Below are 18,044 nucleotides of genomic sequence, written 5' to 3' on the forward strand. Positions count from 1 at the left end.
TCGCGTGAGCGGCCGCACCGGCCTCGCTCACGGGCAGCCCGGCGCAGTCACGCGCGAAGTCCCGCCCGGTGGCTGCGCGGTTCTGCGCGGGCACTGCCCCTGAAAGGGCCAGCGATGACCATGGAACAGGAAACCTTCCGCTGGGGGCACGAGGCCCTCCAGCTCGAGATCGTCGTCGATGACGACGGCAGCCCGCGCCTCACGCACGTCGGACTGCCCGGCGAGGCGCGGACAACCCCTGGTGCGTCCCTGCCCCTGTTGGAGGTGATGGCCACGGGGCACGGCCGCGGCTGGTCGGGCAACCGCCTCGTCGGCACCGAGCTCGGCGGGCGTCTGCGCCACCGGACCCATCGCGCGACCCGCGACGGCGACTGGCACACACTCACCGTGCACCTCCACGATCCGGAAACCGGGCTGGCCGCGGAAGTGACCTACCGATCGCCGGACGGCATCCCCGTGCTCCGCAGCGAGGTGACCCTGCGCAATGAAGGGCAGACCACGCTGCACCTGGAGTCGGTCAGCTCGCTCGCAGTGGGCTGCCTCACCCCCCAGGACCCGGCGGCCATCGACGCAGCGGACCTGCTGTGGGCGGAGAACGACTGGCTCGCCGAATGCCACTGGCGGCGACAGCCGATGCGCCTGACCACACCGGCCCATGGCGGACGGGTGAGCAACGGGCACGGCAGATCCGGCTTCGCCCTCAATGGACAGGGCACCTGGTCCAGTTGCGGACACCTGCCCATGGGCGGCCTGACGGACCGCCGCTCCGGCCGCACCTGGGTGTGGCAGATCGAGCACAACGGCGGGGGCTGGCGCTGGGAATGCGAAGAGCGCGACAAGGCGGCATACGCGGCACTGTTCGGCCCCACCGACACCCACCACGGCTGGCGGCACCCCCTTGAACCCGGCGCCGCCTTCCGCACCGTACCCGCCGCACTGTCCTTCAGCGCGGACGGCGGCCCCGACGCCGCGTTCACCGCGCTGACCCGCTACCGCCGCGCCCAGCGCCGCCCGCACGCCGACCACCAGCGCCTGCCCGTCATCTTCAACGACTACATGAACTGCCTGATGGGCGACCCCACGACCGAGAAGCTGCTGCCGCATATCGACGCGGCGGCCGACGCGGGCGCGGAGTACTTCGTGATCGACGCCGGCTGGTACGACGGCGACAACGGCGGCTGGTGGACCACCGTCGGCGCCTGGGAACCGGCCGCCTCACGTTTCCCCGGGGAGAAGGGGATCCACGAAGTGCTGGACCGCATCCGGGAACGCGGCATGGTCCCCGGCCTGTGGCTGGAGCCGGAGGTGATCGGCGTACGCAGCCCCATGGCCGAGTCCCTGCCCGACGAGGCGTTCTTCCGCCGCGACGGCGTCCGCGTCACGGAGGCCGGCCGACACCACCTGGACCTGCGCCACCCGGCCGCCCGTGCCCACCTGGACCAGGTCGTGGACCGCCTGGTCGGCGAGTGGGGCGTCGGCTACCTCAAGCTCGACCACAACGTCGACCCCGGCTCCGGCACCAGCGCCCACCCCGGCGAGACCCCGGGCGCCGGCCTGCTCGGCCACAACCGGGCGCACCTCGACTGGCTCGACGGCATCCTGGACCGCTACCCGCACCTGGTGGTGGAGAACTGCGCCTCCGGCGGCATGCGCTGGGACCACGCCCTGCTGTCCCGGATGCAGTTGCAGTCCACCAGCGACCAGGAGAACCTCCACCGCTACGCGCCCATCGCGGCGTCCGCGCCCACCGCCGTCACCCCCGAACAGGGTGCCGTCTGGGCGTACCCCCAGCCCGAGGACTCCCTCGACGAGGTGGCCTTCACCATGGCCAACGCGCTCCTCGGCCGGATCCATCTCTCCGGCCGCATCCCCGAACTCGAGCCGGAGGCCCGTGCCTTGGTCCACGAGGCGGTAGCGGCGTACAAGGCCATCCGCGCCGACCTGCCGCAAGCCGTGCCGTGCTGGCCACTGGGCCTTCCTGCCTGGGACGACCCCTGGATCGCCCTGGCCCTGCGCACTCCCGCCATCACCTACCTCACCGCCTGGCGCCGCCCTGGAACCGACGCCACGACGACGCTTCACCTGCCCCACCTGCGGGACACCGCCGCCCGAGTCGACCTGCTCTACCCCGCGGTCAGCCAGGCCGTTTCCGCCTGGATGCCCGACACGGCCGAGCTGAGCCTGACCCTGCCCACGGCGCCGTCCGCCGTCCTGCTCCGCATCACCCCCACGGACTCCGGCGCCCCCTGAACCACCCCACGTCTGCATCATGAACCGACGAGAGGACCCATCGGGTGCCCCCTCTGCACCAGCCGGGCGGACGCTTCGCCAACCCCGTGATCCCCGGCTTCCACCCCGACCCCAGCGTCTGCCGCGTCGGCAACGACTACTACCTGGCCTGCTCCAGCTTCGAGTACTTCCCCGGCGTACCGCTGTTCCACAGCCGTGACCTGGTGCACTGGAGGCAGATCGGCAATGCCCTGGACCGGCCGAGCCAGTTGCGGCTGCCGGCCGACATGCCGTCCTCCGGCGGGATCTACGCCCCCACCCTGCGCCACCACGACGGGCGCTTCTGGCTGATCGTCACCAACTGCAGCGAGGGCGGCGGCAACCTGATCGTCACGGCCACCGACCCCGCCGGACCGTGGTCCGACCCCATCTGGGCGCCGGGTGTGCCCGGCATCGATCCCGACCTGGTCTGGGACGAGGACGGCACCTGCTGGTGCACGGTCGCCGGGGTCGCGCAGGTCCGTATCGACCCGTCCACCGGGCAGACGTACGGGACTCCGCACCGGCTCTGGTCGGGCGGGCCCGGCGCCAAGGCCCCGGAGGCTCCGCACCTGTACCGGATCGGCGACTACTGGTACCTGCTCATCGCCGAGGGCGGCACCGAGCGCTGCCACGGTGTGTCGATCGCCCGCGGCCGTACGCCCAGCGGCCCGTTCGAGCCGTGCCCGGCCAACCCGATCCTGACCCATCGCGGCACCGACCACCCCGTCCAGAACACCGGGCACGCGGACCTGGTCCAGGCCCCCGACGGTTCGTGGTGGATGGTGCTGCTCGGGGTACGGCCGGGCGGCGGCACCCCCGGCTGGCACGTGCTCGGCCGGGAGACCTTCCTCGCGCCCGTGACCTGGGTGGACGACTGGCCGGTCGTCGGCGAAGTCGTCCTGGAACTGCCCGAGTTGCCGTGGCCCCTCTCCCCCGCCCCCGTCGAGGAGCACCGGGACGATTTCGAGCTCGCCGAGCTGCGACCGTCCTGGATCTCCCTGCGCGACCGGCCCGCCGAGCACTGCACCACCAAGGAGCGCCCCGGCTGGCTGACGCTCCGCGCACGGGGCGGCTCCCTGGACGAGCCCGACGCGGTGTTCACCGGCCGACGCCAGCGGCATCTGTCGTGCCGGGCGCGCACTCTGGTCGATGCCGCGGAGGGGAGCGGTGGCCTCGCCGTCCGGCTCGACGAGCAACACCACTACGCGATCGAGGTGTCCGGCCCGCGGGTGCGGGTGATCGCGCGCGTCGGCTCCCTGCGCACGGTCGTGGCCGCGCGGTCCGTGCCCGCCGGGCCGGTGGCCCTCGCCGTCACGATCACGGAACCGCCCTCTCCGCACGGGCCGTGCACCGGACCCGACGTGGTCTCCCTCGGCGTCGAACAGCCCGACGGCACGTTCACCGAGCTCGCGACCCTCGACGGCCGCTACCTGTCGACCGAGGTCGCCGGCGGCTTCACGGGCCGGGTCATCGGCATGTACGCCGCGGCAGGCACCGTCCACTTCGACTGGTTCGACTACGAGCCCCTCGACGGCTGAACCAGGCTCCCTCCCCTCTGCCTCCCTCTGCCTCCCTCTGCTGACAGGGACTGACGTGGCCGACGGTGGCGCCTGTGCGCTGCCCGAAACCACGCATCGGATCACCCGTACGACCGACCGAAAGGCATGACACATGAAGGGCATACGGCAACCCGCACACCACCGCAGACGAGGCCCCGGCCGCCTGGCCGGCCTTCTGATGGCGCTGCTCGTCGTCCTGGGACTGTCCGGCAGCACCGCGATCGCCTCGCCCGAGGGCACGCCGCAGCAGGCAGCCTCCGCAGTCAAAGTCCCGGCCCGCGCCATGGACGCCGTCGCCGCGATGCAGCCCAGCTGGAACCTGGGCAACACCCTGGACGCGATTCCGGACGAGACGTCCTGGGGCAACCCCAAGACCACCAGGGAGCTGTTCAAGACCATCCGGGCGGAGGGCTTCCGCAGCGTCCGCATCCCGGTGACCTGGAGCGCACACCAGTCCGCCACCGCGCCCTACACCGTCGCCGACGCGTACATGAGCCGCGTCAAGCAGGTGGTCGACTGGGCGCAGGCCGAGAACCTCTACGTAGTGCTCAACGTCCACCACGACAACTGGCAGTGGCTCTCGAAGATCTCCACCGACCATGACAACGTGCTCGCCCGCTACGACGCCCTGTGGACCCAGATCTCCGCCGCGTTCCGTGACGAGCCACGCACCCTGCTCTTCGAGAGCATCAACGAGCCGCGCTTCGACGACGCCACGCCCGCGCAGAAGACCCGGCTCATGAACGAGCTGAACACGTCCTTCCACAAGGTCGTCCGCGCTTCGGGCGGCGGGAACAAGGGCCGCCTGCTCGTCCTGACCACACAGGACGGCACCCCCTCCCAGGTCCTCATGGACGAGCTGTACACCACGATCAAGTCGCTGAACGACCGTCAGCTGATCGCCACCGTGCACTTCTACAGCTGGTACCCGTTCAGCGTGAACATCGCGGGCGGCACCCACTACGACGAGGTCGCCCAGAGCGACCTCAACCACGCCTTCGCCCGCATGCGCGACACCTTCGTCGCCAGGGGCATCCCCGTCTACGTCGGCGAGTTGGGCCTGCTCGGCTTTCCCGACATCAACCATCCTTCCCGCGTCGAGCGGGGCGAGGCACTGAAGTACTACGAGCACCTCGGACACGCGACGCGCCTCGCCGGAGTCACCACCGCGCTGTGGGACCCCGGAACTTTCGCCTACCTGAACCGCGAGACCCTGAAGTGGACGGACCCCGCCCTGATGGCGTGGATCAAGTCCAGCTGGACCACCCGTTCGGCGACGGCCTCCTTCGACAAGGTCTTCTTGAAGAAGAAGGAGCCGATCACGGCCAAGGGGATCACCCTGAATCTGAACGGGACCACGTTCCGGGGCCTGTGGCACGGTGAGACCAAGCTCGTCGAGGGACGGGACTACACCCTCTTCGACAAGACGCGGCTCGTCCTCACGGTCGGCGCCCTGACCCGGCTGTCGGGCGACCGCGACTACGGGGTGAACGCCACGCTCCAGGCCCGGTTCTCCCGCGGGCTGCCCTGGCAGATCGAGGTGGTCACCTACGACGAGGCGGTGCTGTCGGACGCCACGGGCAAGACCGACGCGTTCACGATCCCCACGCAGTACAAGGGTGACGTGCTGGCGACCATGGAGGCCAGGTACGGCGACGGCAGCTACGCCGGCCCGAAGAACTGGACCGTGTACCAGGAGTTCAACGCGACCTTCTCGCCGGACTACCCGAACCACACGATCATCCTGACGCCCGAGTTCCTGGACTCGCTGCGCGACGGCGAACTGGTGACACTGACCTTCAACTTCTACAGCGGCGAAAAGAAGGTCATGTACCACGTCAAGAAGTCCGGAGACTCGGTCACCGGCACTCACGTCCCGCCCATCCCCTGACCGACCCGCCCCTCGCCCTGGTTGCCACCTTCCCGGCAACCAGGGCACCGGCGTCTGCGCGCGCCGCCTCACTCCGTTTTCGGCGGAGCCGTGCTCTCCCGGACGGTCAGAGTGGTGGCGATCTCCAGCCCCACCTGCGGCACCTGCTCGCCCCGGCCGAGCGTCAGGGCCAGCTCGGTGGCGGCTGCCGCCATCTCGGCCAACGGCTGGTGGACGGTGGTCAAGGGCGGATCCATCCAGGCCACGGCCGGTACGTCGTCGAAGCCCACCACGCTGAGATCGTGCGGGATGCGCAGGCCCAGCTCACGCGCGGCCTGGTAGACACCGAGCGCCTGCATGTCGTTCGCGGTGAACACGGCGGTGGGGCGATCGGTGCGGGACAGCAGCTCCCGCGCCGCGGTGTACCCGTGCTCGCGGGTGAGCTGGGTCTTCACCACCAGGCCGGGTTCCATCGGCAGGCCGGCTTCCGCGAGAGCTGACGAGTAACCGGACAGCCGGGCCAGGCAGAAGGGGTGATCCGGCCCGCTGATCATGGCAATGCGCCGATGGCCCAGCCCGACCAGGTGCCGGGTCGCCGCCTGCCCGCCTCTCCAGTTCGTGGCACCCACGAACGGCACGTCGTCGGGCAGTTCGTCGATCGGGTCGAAGACGACGAACGGAATGCCCTTGGCCGTCAGCTGTTCGCGCTCCGCCGGGGAGAGCTGCGCCACCGACAGGACGCACCGGGGGCGCCGACCGACCGTGTCGTCGATGGTCATGCCCGAGGTGTCATGGAGCCCGAACTCCGACACCAGCACACCGATCCGGTTCCTGCGGGCCACGCGCTCGACACCGCGGATGATCTCCACGGCCCACATGCTCTCCAACTCGCGGAACACAAGCTCCACGAGATTGCTGCGGTTCTGGGGAGCCTTGCGGTAACCGTGCTGGTGGATGAGCTGCTCGACGCGGGCCCGGGTCTCGTCCGACACCCCGGACCGGCCGTTGAGCACCTTGGACACGGTGGGCACGGAGACGCCCGCGGATTCGGCGATGTACGCGATCGTCACCGATGGGGGCCCCTCGCCGCCTCGACCGTGTTCGCCCGTCGAAGGTGTTCCCGCTCGGTTGTCCGGCACGGTCGCCTTTCCCCTCCCCTCGCCTGATGCGCGGCCATTGTCGCATCCCTGCGGAAGCCGGCCTCGCTGCCGAGTCACCGCCCCAACAGGGTTGTCATGGACATGTCCTCGCCCTACAGTCCGAACGGAACGATGCATGGGAGCGCTCCCAATCCTGGGGAGGGAGAGCGCCCGCAAGACCCGCAACCTAGGCCGTACCTCGGAAAAGAGGCCCCACATGCGACTACCGTGCCTTCCCCGTACTCCCCGCGGCGCGTTGGGCGCTGTCGTCAGCGCGCTCGCCGTCATCGCGGCACTCTTCGTCGCGACGCCCCCGGCCCAGGCCGACACGACCGTCTGCGAACAGTTCGGCTCGACCGTCATCCAGGGGCGCTACGTCGTCCAGAACAACCGCTGGGGCACCAACGAGCCCCAGTGCGTCACCGCCACCGGCACCGGCTTCCGGCTCGCCCGGGCCGACGGTTCCGTACCCACGACCGGCGGGCCGAAGTCGTACCCGTCCCTCTTCTACGCTGCCACTACACCAACTGCTCGCCGGGCACCAACCTCCCCGCGCAACTCGCCCGCATCTCCAGCGCGCCGAGCAGCATCTCGTACGGCTACGTCGGCGACGCCGTCTACAACGCCTCGTACGACATCTGGCTGGACCCGACGCCCCGCACCGACGGTGTGAACCGGACCGAGATCATGATCTGGCTCAACAAGGTGGGCCCGATCCAGCCCATCGGCTCGCAGGTCGGCACGGCCACCGTCGGCGGTCGGGCCTGGCAGGTGTGGTCGGGCAGCAACGGCTCCAACGACGTGCTCTCCTTCGTCGCCCCGTCGGCGATCGGCGGCTGGAGCTTCGACGTGATGGACTTCGTCCGGCAGGCCGTGGCCCGCGGGCTGGCACAGAGCAACTGGTATCTGACCAGCGTCCAGGCCGGCTTCGAGCCCTGGCAGAACGGCGCGGGGCTGACCGTGAACTCCTTCTCGTCGACCGTCAACACGGGTGCCGGACCGGGTGGCCCGGGCGGGGCCACCACCTGCCAGGTGTCGTACGCGACGAACGTGTGGCAGGGGGGCTTCACCGCGAACGTCACCGTCGCCAACACCGGTTCGGCACCCGTCGACGACTGGCGCCTCGCCTTCACCCTGCCCTCCGGCCAGCGCATCACCAGCACATGGAATGCCTCCCTCTCCTCGTCCTCGGGATCCGTCACGGCGAGCGGCCTGACGCACAACGCGAGCATCGCCCCCGGCGGCAGCCAGACCTTCGGGTTCCAGGGCACCTACGGCGGCACCTTCGCCGCGCCGGGCGGGTTCAGTCTCAACGGCACCGCCTGCGGCCAGGTCTGACAGGACCGGCGCCGGGCGCTCGCATGCCGCCCGGCGCCACGACGGCCGTCCCACCCGCACCCGCCGTCGACCCGGTGGGCGGGGGGGGTCGGTCCTCCCGGTGGCCGCGGACCTGGCCACCGGCGGGACCGACCCGCCTGGTCACTTCGATCAACTCCCCGTGACAGCACAGGCGGTGCCGTTGAGGGTGTAGGAGCCCGGCGCGGCCGTGTCGCCGGTGTGGACGGCCTGGAAGCCGATGCCCACGGACGCGCCCGGAGCGATGGTGGCGTTGTGGGAGAGGTTCCTGGCCGTCACCTGGCCGGAGGCGGGCGAGTAGTCCGCGTTCCAGCCGGAGGTGACGGCCTGGCCGCCGGGCAGGGTGAATGCCAGGGACCAGCCGTGGATCACGGTGGTGCCAGTGTTGGTGATGGTGATGTTCGAGGTCAGACCGCTGTTCCACGCGCTGACGGTGACGGGTCGGATGCCTGGAACTGCGTGAAGAACTTCCACACCTCTCCCGGCAGCCAGGTCCTGCCGCTGTCACCGGGGGCCCCGTCCTGTGGAGCGGCGATGTGTCCTTCGTCGAACGCGGCCCAGGCGACCGGATGCCCGGCCGAGCAGCCCGAGTAGGTGGTGACCCGGTGCGTCAGGCTGCCCTCGGGCTCGGGCGGGTTCTGGGGGGTGCAGCCGTTGTTCCTGACGAACGTGTCCCGCATCGCCCGTCCGCCGGAGATGCCGAGAACACTGTCCCTGAGGCCGTGCACTCCGAGGTAGGCGATGGGCTGGGTGCCCCCGCCGGAGTTGGCCCAGCCGTTGTTGAGGCCTTGTGGTGCGACGAAGATGGCGCTGTTGTCCGCCAGGCGCTGGAGCCCGTAGTAGGCCCAGGTGCCCGTTTCCACCGTGCGGCCCGTGGAGACGTCGGTGGAGGTGCCGCCCAGCCAGTGGAACCCGAAGATCAGCCGGTAGGCGCGGTTGCGGTCGTAGCCGTCCGGGATCCGCAGGATGAAGCTCCGGTTCTTGCCGCCGCTCTGGATCGTGTACGTACCGCTCGTCAGGGTGGGGGCCTTGCCGCAGCCGGGGCTCGCGGCAGCGGTGCTGACGGGCGCGGCAGCCGTGCGGCCCAGTGCCGTGCCGCCCATGCCGAGGACCAACAGCACCGCGACCAGGGCGGGCCACAAGAGGAGTCTCGTCCTTGTCATCATGCGACTCCCCTTCTGTTCGAGCATCGCCATGGGTCGGGTCAGGACGTGCCGGGGGTGAACTGCCACCAGTTCATGTTCAGCAGGTAGCCGCTGCCGCCGGTGAACCGCAGGTAGAGGTCCTGGGTTCCTGCCGCGCCGCCGACCGGGCAGGTCACCGTCGTCCAGGTCTGCCAGCCCCCGGTGTTCGGCACACCGCACCGGCCCACGACCGTCCCGCTCGGCGAACCCAGGCGCAGTTCGACGGTGCCGCCGGCGCTGGCCGAGGCCACGCGCGCAGTGAAGGAGGATGCGCCCGGCCCGAAGGCCACGCCCTTGACCTTGATGTAGTCGCCGTTGTCGATCCAGCCGACGTTCATTCCGCCGTCACTGGTCCATTCGGTCTCGATCCCGGAACCCCAGGCGAGCGTCTCGGCCTCCTGGCGGACGTACGGGTTGAGCGTGTCGGCCTGGGGTGCGCCGCTGTTCGTCATGTTGATCACGGGGATCGTGCCGTCGGCGTTGTAGGAGAACCTCTCCACCGCGACCGAGCGGGTGAAGCCGCCGCCGCCCGGGAGCGCGCCGTTGTGATAGAAGAAATACGAGTTGCCCTTAAAGTCCACGATGCCCGGGTGGTTGGTGAAGCTGTTGCCCTGGGCGGGCATGACTGTTCCACGGTAGGTCCACGGCCCGGTCGGGCTGGGTGCCGTGGAGTAGGCGATGAACTCCTGGCAGCACTTGGCCGCATACACGATGTAGTACAGACCGCCCCGTTTGTAGACCCAGGGTCCTTCTTCGTACAGCGTGGGACGGTCGGGGTTGTCGGTGCGGGTGCCGAAGCCCGCGGTGGTGAGCGGAATTCTGGTGGGGCTGCCCGCGTAGGACGTCATGTCCGCGTTCAGCTTGACGTACCACAGGTTCGGGTTACCCCAGTACAGGTAGGCCTGACCGTCGTCGTCGATGAAGACGGTCGGGTCGATCTCAGTGTTCTCCACCAGCGGATGGCCGAGGGCGTCCCGGAACGGGCCGGTGGGGCTGTCCGCCACCGCCACGCCGATGGCGAACTGGCCGGTCCCCCGGACCGTCACCGGCACGTACCAGTAGAACTTGCCGCCCCGTTCGACGGCCTGGCCCGCCCACGCGTTGTCGGCCGCCCAGCTGAAGGTGTTCAGGCTGAGCGGTGAGCCGTGGTCGGTCCAGTTGACCATGTCGGCGGAGGACCACACCCGCCAGTCCTTCATCACGAAGGAGGAGGTGGAGCCGTCCTCGTCGTGCCCGGTGTAGAGGTAGACCCGCCCGTTGTGCACCAGTGGGGAAGGGTCGGCGGTGTAGACGTGCTGCACGATCGGGTTGTCGGCCCTGGCCTCTGTGGGATGCACCGCGGCGGGAAGGACGGCGAACGTCAGCAGGAGGCCCACCACCCAGGCGGCTGCCCGGGTGAACCTCGTGCCGGTGGTGGGTATCGGTCGAACCGTGCTCATGATGGCCTCCGGTGGACGGCAACTGGCGGCTGGCGGCTGGGCTGTTGGCCGGTGCGCGATCCCCTTCACGCGCGGGCCCACTTCTGGTTGTTCTGGCCGTTGCAGGTCCACAGGACCAGCGGGGTGCCGTTGGCGGTGGCGGCCCCGTTGACGTCGAGGCACAGCCCGGCGTGGACGTTGCGGATCGTCCCGTCGGAGCCGACGGTCCACTTCTGGTTGTTCTGGCCGTTGCAGGGCCAGGTGATGACCCGGGTGCCGTTGGTGGTGCCCTGGTTGTAGGCGTCCAGGCATTTGTCGCCGTAGACGCGGATCTCGCCGCCGGCCCATGTGGTCCAGAGCTGGTTGGCGGCCGTGTGGCAGTCCCAGATCAGTGCCGTGGCCCCGGCCGCGGTGGAGGCGTTGTCGACGTCCAGGCAGCGGCCGGAGGCGTTGCCGCGCAGCCGGGAGGTGGTGGCGGCCAGCGGGCTGCCGCCGCTCACCCGGAACACGGCCACGCCGTGCGCGGGGACGCTCGCCGAGATCTGGCCGGACGTGCTCGACGTGCCGCCGGTCCACAGGTCCGTGAGGGTGAACGACCCGCCGGACAGGCCGACTTGAGCGGCCGTGGTGCTGACCGTCGCCGTGCCCCCTCCCCGGTTGAACAGGCCCACCGCGACCGAGCCGTCGCCGGTCCACAGGTCCGTGAGGTGTGAACGACCCGCCGGACAGGCCGACTTGAGCGGCCGTGGTGCTGACCGTCGCCGTGCCCCCTCCCCGGTTGAACAGGCCCACCGCGACCGAGCCGTCGGACAGGGGCTTGGCGAATATCTCGGTGCCGCCGTCGTCGCGCCCTGCGCCCCCCCGCCCGCGCCCAGAGAGTCCTGGTTGACCGCCAGCAGGCGCGGGTTGCGCAGGATCGCGCTCACGTCGGCGGACATGGTGCGGATGTCGTTGCCGGCCATGAGGGGGGCCGAGAGCAGTGCCCACAGGGCGAAGCGTGGGAGCGGGACTCGGTCAGGGACAGGCCGGGTCGGCCGACGACCAGCATGTCGGGGTCGTTCCAGTGTCCCGGGCCCGACTGCGCGGCCAGCGGCGCGGTGATGTCGAGGACGTTGCCGACGCCCATCGGGTAGCTGTTGGTGTTGTTGTTCTGCCAGATGTCGAGCAGGTCCTCGGTCGTCCGCCACAGGTCGGCGACCTCGCCCCAGTTGTACTTGTCGCCGGTGGGGGCGTGGAAGCTGTTGGGGTTGATGCTGTAGACGATGGGCCGGCCGGTGGCGCGCAGGGCGTCGCGCATGATGGTGAACTGTGCGATCTGCTCGCTCAGGGTGCCGCTGCCGGAGCACCAGTCGTACTTGAGGTAGTCGACGCCCCACGAGGCGAACGACGCGTTGGCGTCCTGGGCCTCGTGGCCCTTGCTGCCCGTGGCGCCCGGGTAGGTGCCCACGCCCTGCGCGCACGTCTTCTCGTTGGGTGCCTGGTAGATGCCGAACTTCAGGCCCTTGCCGTGGATGTAGTCCCCGAGGGCCTTCATGCCGCTGGGGAACTTGGTCGGGTTGGCCCGCAGGTTGCCCGCGCTGTCACGCTGCGGGTCGAACCAGCAGTCGTCGACGACGACGTACTGGTAGCCCGCGTCCTTCATGCCCGAGGACACCATCGCGTCGGCGGCCTGGCGCACCTGCGCCTCGGTGATCCCGCATCCGAAGCTGTTCCAGCTGTTCCAGCCCAGCGGCGGGGTGAGCGCGGGGCTGCCCGGCGCGGCCGAAGCGGTGGAGTGGACAGAAGCCGTGAAGGACGCGGCGACCGCCAGCGAGGCGGCCGCGAAGAGACGGAGCAGTCGTCTGCCTGATCGTCTGGGCACCGTGGACTCCTTTCAGAGAGTTGCCATGGGCTGGTCCGGCGCATGGTGGACAGACAGCGGATGACAATTGCGCGTGGCTGGCCCATGTCATGTATACGTCAGATGCATACTGTTCGAAATTTCGGTCGAATTTCGAATCGCCGACCTCACGATGCTAGAGAGACTCCCGAGCATGTCAACACCATTCGGCCACCCAGTTGCCCCGATGGCGCCGGTCGATCCGGCGGCAGCGGAACGCCGGAGGAACGCCCGGGCGATCCCCTGACGGCACCCAAGGCTTCGAAATATTTCGCCCTCATTACCGAATCCTGCGACAGCTATTGACGGGATGTATCGGGTTCATATCATCCTGAATGCTCAACGGGTCAGTCAGTGTTCGCGATCTCGAACACGTGGAGGTCGACCCGCCACCGCAGCACTCCCTCGCAGAGAGAACGACACATGGATATGTCATGCTCTCGCCAACACATGGATCGCCGCCGCGCACTGACCGTCGGCGGCGGCCTGGTCACCGGTGCCTTGCTGCCTCTGGCCGGGACGTCCCCAACCGCCGCTTCCGCTCCCGACGCAGAACCGGCCCTCGCGGCCGCCCCGGAGTACACCAACCCGGTGATCTGGCAGGACTTCGCGGATATCGATGTCATCCGCGTCGGCGCCACCTATTACGCCTCCGCCTCGACGATGCACTACTCGCCGGGCGCACCCGTCCTGCGTTCGTACGACCTGGTGAACTGGGAGATCGCCGGTCACTCGGTGCCCGTCCTGGACTTCGGCCCCAAGTACGACCTCAACGGCGCCCGTGGCTACGTCCGGGGAATCTGGGCCTCGTCACTGGCCTACCGGCCGAGCAACAGGACCTTCTACTGGCTCGGCCAGATCGACTTCGCCCGGACGTACGTCTACACCGCCACCGCCGTCGAGGGGCCGTGGAGCAGGCTAACGACGATCAGCACTCCCTACTACGACGCGGGGCTGCTCGTCGACAGTGACGACACCCTGTACGTGGCGTACGGAAACACCACCATCAGCGTGGCCCAGCTCTCGCCCGACGGCCGCAACCAGATCCGCACACAGCAGGTGTTCACCACACCGTTGAGTGTCGGCACCCTGGAGGGCTCCCGCTTCTACAAGATCAATGGGCAGTACTACATCTTCCTGACCCGCCCCGCGAACGGGCAGTACATCCTGAAGTCGTCGAACGGCCCCTTCGGTCCATACACGATGCGACAGGTCCTCCTCGACCTGCACGGGCCGATCCCCGGCGGTGGCGTCCCGCACCAGGGCGGGCTGGTGCAGACGCAGAGCGGCGCCTGGTACTACATGGCCTTCGTGGACGCGTATCCCGGCGGCCGGATGCCTGCCCTGGCCCCGGTGACCTGGACCTCGGACGGCTGGCCCGTCGTCCAACTGGTCAACGGCGCGTGGGGTGCCGCGTATCCCAGCCCGGCTGTGCCCACTCCACCCCGCCAGGTCACTCCCCTGATCGGCGTCGACACCTTCGACGGCACGGCCCTCAAACCGAGGTGGGAGTGGAACCACAACCCGGACAACACCAAGTGGTCGGTCGGCAACGGCCTGACCCTGCGGACCGCGACCGTCACCAACGACCTCTACTGGGCCCGCAACACCCTCACGCACCGCGTCCAGGGACCCGCCTCCACCGCCACGGTCCAGCTCGACCACTCCGCGATGCGGGACGGCGACCGGGCCGGACTCGCGCTGCTGCGCGACTCCTCCGCCTGGATCGGCGTCAAGCGCGACGGCGGCGTGACGCGGGCGGTGATGGTCAACGGGCTGACCATGGACGGCAACTGGAACACCACCGGCACCGGCACCGAGGCCGCGAGCGCGCCCGTCTCCGGCAGCCGTATCTGGCTGCGCGCGAACGCGGACATCCGCCCCGGCGCCGCCCGCCCCGGGACCTTCTCCTACAGCACCGACGGCACCAACTTCACCCGTCTCGGGCCCGCCTTCTCCATGGGCAACGACTGGCGGTTCTTCATGGGCTACCGATTCGCCCTCTTCAACCACGCCACGCAGGCGCTCGGCGGCGCGGTCCGCGTCCTGCGGTTCGAGCTGTCGACGCCCTGATCCCGTCCCATCGACCGCACAGCGCAACCCCCCACCCAACCGTACGAGGAGAACCATGAACCCGCTGAAACGGCTCGGCCGTCGCCGAGCCTCGGTGTTATCCCTGCTGGCTGTGGCCGCCCTGGTGACTCCAGTCGCCGCAGCCGCCGCACCCGACGCCGCGACCACCGCACCCGACGCCGTCCGGGCCTCCACTCTCGGCGCCCAAGCGGCCCAGTCCGGACGGTACTTCGGGACCGCCGTGGCCGCCGGAAGGCTCGGCGACGGCACGTACTCCACGATCCTGGACCGCGAGTTCAACTCGGTCACACCCGAGAACGAGATGAAGTGGGACGCCACCGAGCGGTCCCGCGGCTCGTTCACTTTCGGCCCCGCCGACCAGATCGTCAACCGCGCGGCGTCCCGGGGTCAGCGCGTGCGTGGCCACACTCTGGTGTGGCACTCCCAACTGCCCGGCTGGGTCAGCTCCATCAGGGACGCGAACACGCTGCGCGGCGTGATGAACAACCACATCACCACGGTGATGAACCACTACAAGGGCAAGGCCTTCGCCTGGGACGTGGTCAACGAGGCCTTCGCCGACGGCGGCAGCGGCCAGATGCGCGGCTCGGTCTTCCGGGACGTGCTGGGCACCGGCTTCGTCGAGCAGGCGTTCCGCACCGCGCGATCCGCCGACCCTGCGGCCAAGCTCTGCTACAACGACTACAACATCGAGAACTGGAGCGACGCCAAGACCCAGGGCGTCTACCGCATGGTGCGCGACTTCAAGGCTCGCGGCGTTCCCATCGACTGCGTCGGCCTTCAGGCCCACTTCGGCGCCGGCGGGCCGCCCGCCAGTTTCCAGACGACGCTGTCGAACTTCGCCGCCCTCGGGGTGGACGTCCAGATCACCGAGCTGGACATCGCGCAGGCGCCGACGACGGCGTACGCCAACACGGTCCGGGCCTGCATGAACGTGGCACGCTGCACCGGCATCACCGTCTGGGGCATCCGCGACAGCGACTCCTGGCGCAGCGGGGAGAACCCGCTGCTGTTCGACCGCAACGGCAACAAGAAACCGGCCTACCAGTCGGCGCTCACCGCGCTGGGCGGCTCGGCCGCTGCACAGCGGACCGACGCCCGTTCGGCCCGGTCCGCCGCCGCGCTGCCCTCCCGCTTCTCCTGGAGCTCCAGCGGGAAGCTGATCTCACCGAAGTCGGACGCCACCCACAACATCGCCGGGATCAAGGATCCGACGGTCGTCCAGCACAACGGCAAGTACCACGTGTTCGCCAGCGTCGCCCGCTCCTCCGGGTACAACCTGGTCTACCTGAACTTCAGTGACTGGTCCCAGGCCGGGTCCGCCACCCACCACTACCTCGACCGCACCGCCATCGGCGCCGGATACCGGGCCGCACCGCAGGTCTTCTACTACGCGCCGCAACGCCTGTGGTACCTCGTCTACCAGACCGGCAACGCGTCGTACTCCACCAATCCCGACATCAGCAACCCCAACGGGTGGAGCGCCCCTCGCAACTTCTACTCGTCGATGCCGGACATCATCAAGCAGAACATCGGCAACGGCTTCTGGGTCGACATGTGGGTGATCTGCGACAGCGCCAACTGCTACCTGTTCTCCTCCGACGACAACGGGCACCTCTACCGGTCCCAGACGAGCGTCGGCCAGTTCCCGGGCGGCTTCACCAACACGGTGATCGCGGCCCAGGACTCCAAGTACGCCCTGTTCGAGGCGAGCAACGTCTACAAGGTGCAGGGCAGCAACCAGTACCTGCTGCTCGTCGAGGCCATCGCTTCGGACGGCCGGCGCTACTTCCGCTCCTGGACCGCGAACAGCCTCGCCGGCTCGTGGTCTCCCCTGGCCGCGTCCGAGGGCAACCCGTTCGCCAAGTCCAGCAACGTGACGTTCCCCTCCGGTACCTGGAGCCGGGACATCAGCCACGGCGAGATGATCCGGGCAGGCAACGACCAGACGCTCACCATCCCGGCCTGCAAGCTGCAGTACCTGTACCAGGGCAAGGACCCCAACGCCGGGGGCGACTACAACAGCCTGCCATGGCGACTGGGCCTGCTCACCCAGACCAACTCGACTTGCTGACCACATGGGCCCCGCTCCGCGCGCGGAGCGGGGCCCATGCCCGTTCTTCCGGCCTGGTGTCGGGTCAGCCGCCGCTGACGGTCAGGTTGTTGGTGTTGAAGTTGAGTCCGCCGGACGACGAGGTGACTTCATAGCCGAACTGGACGTCGCCGATGATCTCGTTGCCGGGCATCCAGCCCTTGGTGTAGGCGATCCAGTTGAGGACCGGCTTGATGTCCACGGTGCCGGAGTTGGAGTCGGACGTCCGCAGGAACGAGAACACCTGGTTCGAGCCGTTGGTGCCCTTGTAGACGTTCCAGTTGTGGCCGCCGAGCGTGACGTTGCCCTGGTAGGAGCCGATCGGGCCGACGGATCCGTTGTAGTTGACCCAGAGCATGATCTCGTACTGGTGGTCGTTGTCCCAGATGTCGTACGACGTGTTGTACGCGCCGGACGACGGGACGCTGACGTTGTAGTTGCTGGTGAGCCAGCCGAGGGAGTCGATCGTCTTGTTGATCGTTTTGGTTGAGTTGGCGTAGGACTTGATGCCGCCGGTGTTGGGGTGGTTGGCCCAGACACCCCAGTTGGTCCCGGAGTTGGCCCAGGTGCACTGGCTGCCGGCGCCGGAGCCCCAGACGTTGTTGTAGAGCTTGTAGCCGTCCAGGCTGGTGCCGCCATACCGGTCGCAGGTGTTCCAGACGGCGGCGGAGGCGGGGGCGGAGGCGAGGCCGACGGTGGCGCATAGAGCCATCGCCGGCGCCAGCACCGCCATGCTGACCTTGCCTATCGTGCTTTTTACCATGGTGTCCCTTCCACGGGTGGGGGGAATTGTGGGGTGCTACCACGCCCCTTGGCTGAGGACGTGGTCCTCTCCGGCGACGAGATCGATCGGCTGCGCGTCTCCGGAGGAAGCCCTGACTTCGATACGGACGGTGCGAGTCGGCTTCAGGACCGACCTCGCCCCGTCGGGCGCCCAGGCCAGGGTGACCTCGGCGCCGAACCGCGTGCGTACGCCCGTGAGTCGGCCCGCCGGGAGAGCGGGAGGCTGCGCGGGCAGGAGGACCAGTCGGTGGGGGGCGACTGGAGAGGCGTCTCGATGAGGACGGCGGGCAGGGTGTGCGCGGCGTCGGCGCTGCAGACGTGGCGGCGAGAGTGATCTCGTCGAGCGGCCGGACACCGTAGAGGTGGCTCAGGTGACGGCGGTCGTCGGTGTCCTCCAGT

Annotated in this window: 11 protein-coding genes and 3 pseudogenes; 6 read left to right on the forward strand and 8 right to left on the reverse strand. The window is 69.2% G+C overall.

The genetic code is table 11. The annotated features are described in order from the left end of the window. The first annotated feature begins 114 nt into the window (after positions 1-114). The 3 genes from AB5J49_RS05825 (at position 115) to AB5J49_RS05835 (ending at position 5,721) form a co-directional block, all read left to right on the forward strand. Complete coding sequence (locus AB5J49_RS05825) at positions 115-2,250, forward strand: alpha-galactosidase (RefSeq protein WP_369167365.1); 2,136 nt, start codon at positions 115-117, stop codon at positions 2,248-2,250. A 44-nt stretch (positions 2,251-2,294) separates the two neighbouring features. Next, positions 2,295-3,809 carry a glycoside hydrolase family 43 protein gene (locus tag AB5J49_RS05830; RefSeq protein WP_369167366.1) on the forward strand — a complete coding sequence of 505 codons (1,515 nt, stop codon included), beginning with the start codon at positions 2,295-2,297 and terminating at the stop codon, positions 3,807-3,809. Between the two features lie 133 nt (positions 3,810-3,942). Beyond that, positions 3,943-5,721 (forward strand): cellulase family glycosylhydrolase, encoded by a 1,779-nt coding sequence (locus AB5J49_RS05835; protein WP_369167367.1) that lies wholly within the window; start codon positions 3,943-3,945, stop codon positions 5,719-5,721. A 68-nt stretch (positions 5,722-5,789) separates the two neighbouring features. On the opposite strand, the gene AB5J49_RS05840 is transcribed toward AB5J49_RS05835, so the two are convergent. Continuing rightward, complete coding sequence (locus AB5J49_RS05840) at positions 5,790-6,770, reverse strand: LacI family DNA-binding transcriptional regulator (RefSeq protein ID WP_369167368.1); 981 nt, start codon at positions 6,768-6,770, stop codon at positions 5,790-5,792. A 286-nt stretch (positions 6,771-7,056) separates the two neighbouring features. Here AB5J49_RS05840 and AB5J49_RS05845 point away from each other — a divergent pair. After that, a pseudogene (locus AB5J49_RS05845) lies at positions 7,057-8,177 on the forward strand (cellulose binding domain-containing protein). A gap of 150 nt (positions 8,178-8,327) precedes the next feature. Here AB5J49_RS05845 and AB5J49_RS05850 read toward each other — a convergent pair. From AB5J49_RS05850 to AB5J49_RS05870, 5 genes and pseudogenes are all read right to left on the reverse strand, one after another. Beyond that, positions 8,328-8,567: a cellulose binding domain-containing protein gene (locus AB5J49_RS05850; protein ID WP_369167369.1), complete on the reverse strand. Its 240-nt coding sequence runs from the start codon at positions 8,565-8,567 to the stop codon at positions 8,328-8,330. Between the two features lie 35 nt (positions 8,568-8,602). Continuing rightward, positions 8,603-9,361 (reverse strand): PHB depolymerase family esterase, encoded by a 759-nt coding sequence (locus AB5J49_RS05855; protein ID WP_369167370.1) that lies wholly within the window; start codon positions 9,359-9,361, stop codon positions 8,603-8,605. A gap of 38 nt (positions 9,362-9,399) precedes the next feature. After that, positions 9,400-10,818, reverse strand: a complete 1,419-nt coding sequence (locus AB5J49_RS05860; protein WP_369167371.1) for a glycoside hydrolase family 43 protein — start codon at positions 10,816-10,818, stop codon at positions 9,400-9,402. A 65-nt stretch (positions 10,819-10,883) separates the two neighbouring features. Continuing rightward, positions 10,884-12,658 (reverse strand): annotated as a pseudogene (locus AB5J49_RS05865) (lectin). An 87-nt stretch (positions 12,659-12,745) separates the two neighbouring features. Beyond that, positions 12,746-12,988 (reverse strand): twin-arginine translocation signal domain-containing protein, encoded by a 243-nt coding sequence (locus AB5J49_RS05870; protein WP_369175055.1) that lies wholly within the window; start codon positions 12,986-12,988, stop codon positions 12,746-12,748. A gap of 138 nt (positions 12,989-13,126) precedes the next feature. Here AB5J49_RS05870 and AB5J49_RS05875 point away from each other — a divergent pair, with 138 nt between their 5' ends. Further along, positions 13,127-14,749 carry a glycoside hydrolase 43 family protein gene (locus AB5J49_RS05875; protein WP_369167372.1) on the forward strand — a complete coding sequence of 541 codons (1,623 nt, stop codon included), beginning with the start codon at positions 13,127-13,129 and terminating at the stop codon, positions 14,747-14,749. 55 nt (positions 14,750-14,804) lie between these two features. Further along, positions 14,805-16,844, forward strand: a complete 2,040-nt coding sequence (locus tag AB5J49_RS05880) for a non-reducing end alpha-L-arabinofuranosidase family hydrolase (protein ID WP_369167373.1) — start codon at positions 14,805-14,807, stop codon at positions 16,842-16,844. Positions 16,845-16,908: 64 nt separating this feature from the next. Here the strand turns inward: AB5J49_RS05880 and AB5J49_RS05885 are convergent, their stop codons facing one another. Both AB5J49_RS05885 and AB5J49_RS05890 read right to left on the reverse strand, forming a co-directional pair. Beyond that, a complete protein-coding gene (locus AB5J49_RS05885; RefSeq protein WP_369167374.1) occupies positions 16,909-17,625 on the reverse strand; it encodes a hypothetical protein in 717 nt (238 codons plus the stop codon). Between the two features lie 36 nt (positions 17,626-17,661). After that, positions 17,662-18,043 (reverse strand): annotated as a pseudogene (locus AB5J49_RS05890) (hypothetical protein); the annotation flags it as partial. Position 18,044: the final 1 nt, after the last annotated feature.

Source organism: Streptomyces sp. R28 (genome assembly GCF_041052385.1).
Classification (GTDB): domain Bacteria; phylum Actinomycetota; class Actinomycetes; order Streptomycetales; family Streptomycetaceae; genus Streptomyces.

What these genes read in the sequence shown, in the direction of transcription:
- AB5J49_RS05825 (WP_369167365.1), top strand. Translation starts at nt 115, where the DNA reads ATGACCATGGAACAGGAAACCTTCCGCTGGGGGCACGAGGCCCTCCAG.
- AB5J49_RS05835 (WP_369167367.1), top strand. Translation starts at nt 3,943, where the DNA reads ATGAAGGGCATACGGCAACCCGCACACCACCGCAGACGAGGCCCCGGC.
- AB5J49_RS05855 (WP_369167370.1), bottom strand. Translation starts at nt 9,361, where the DNA reads ATGATGACAAGGACGAGACTCCTCTTGTGGCCCGCCCTGGTCGCGGTG.
- AB5J49_RS05860 (WP_369167371.1), bottom strand. Translation starts at nt 10,818, where the DNA reads ATGAGCACGGTTCGACCGATACCCACCACCGGCACGAGGTTCACCCGG.
- AB5J49_RS05875 (WP_369167372.1), top strand. Translation starts at nt 13,127, where the DNA reads ATGGATCGCCGCCGCGCACTGACCGTCGGCGGCGGCCTGGTCACCGGT.
- AB5J49_RS05880 (WP_369167373.1), top strand. Translation starts at nt 14,805, where the DNA reads ATGAACCCGCTGAAACGGCTCGGCCGTCGCCGAGCCTCGGTGTTATCC.
- AB5J49_RS05885 (WP_369167374.1), bottom strand. Translation starts at nt 17,625, where the DNA reads ATGGTAAAAAGCACGATAGGCAAGGTCAGCATGGCGGTGCTGGCGCCG.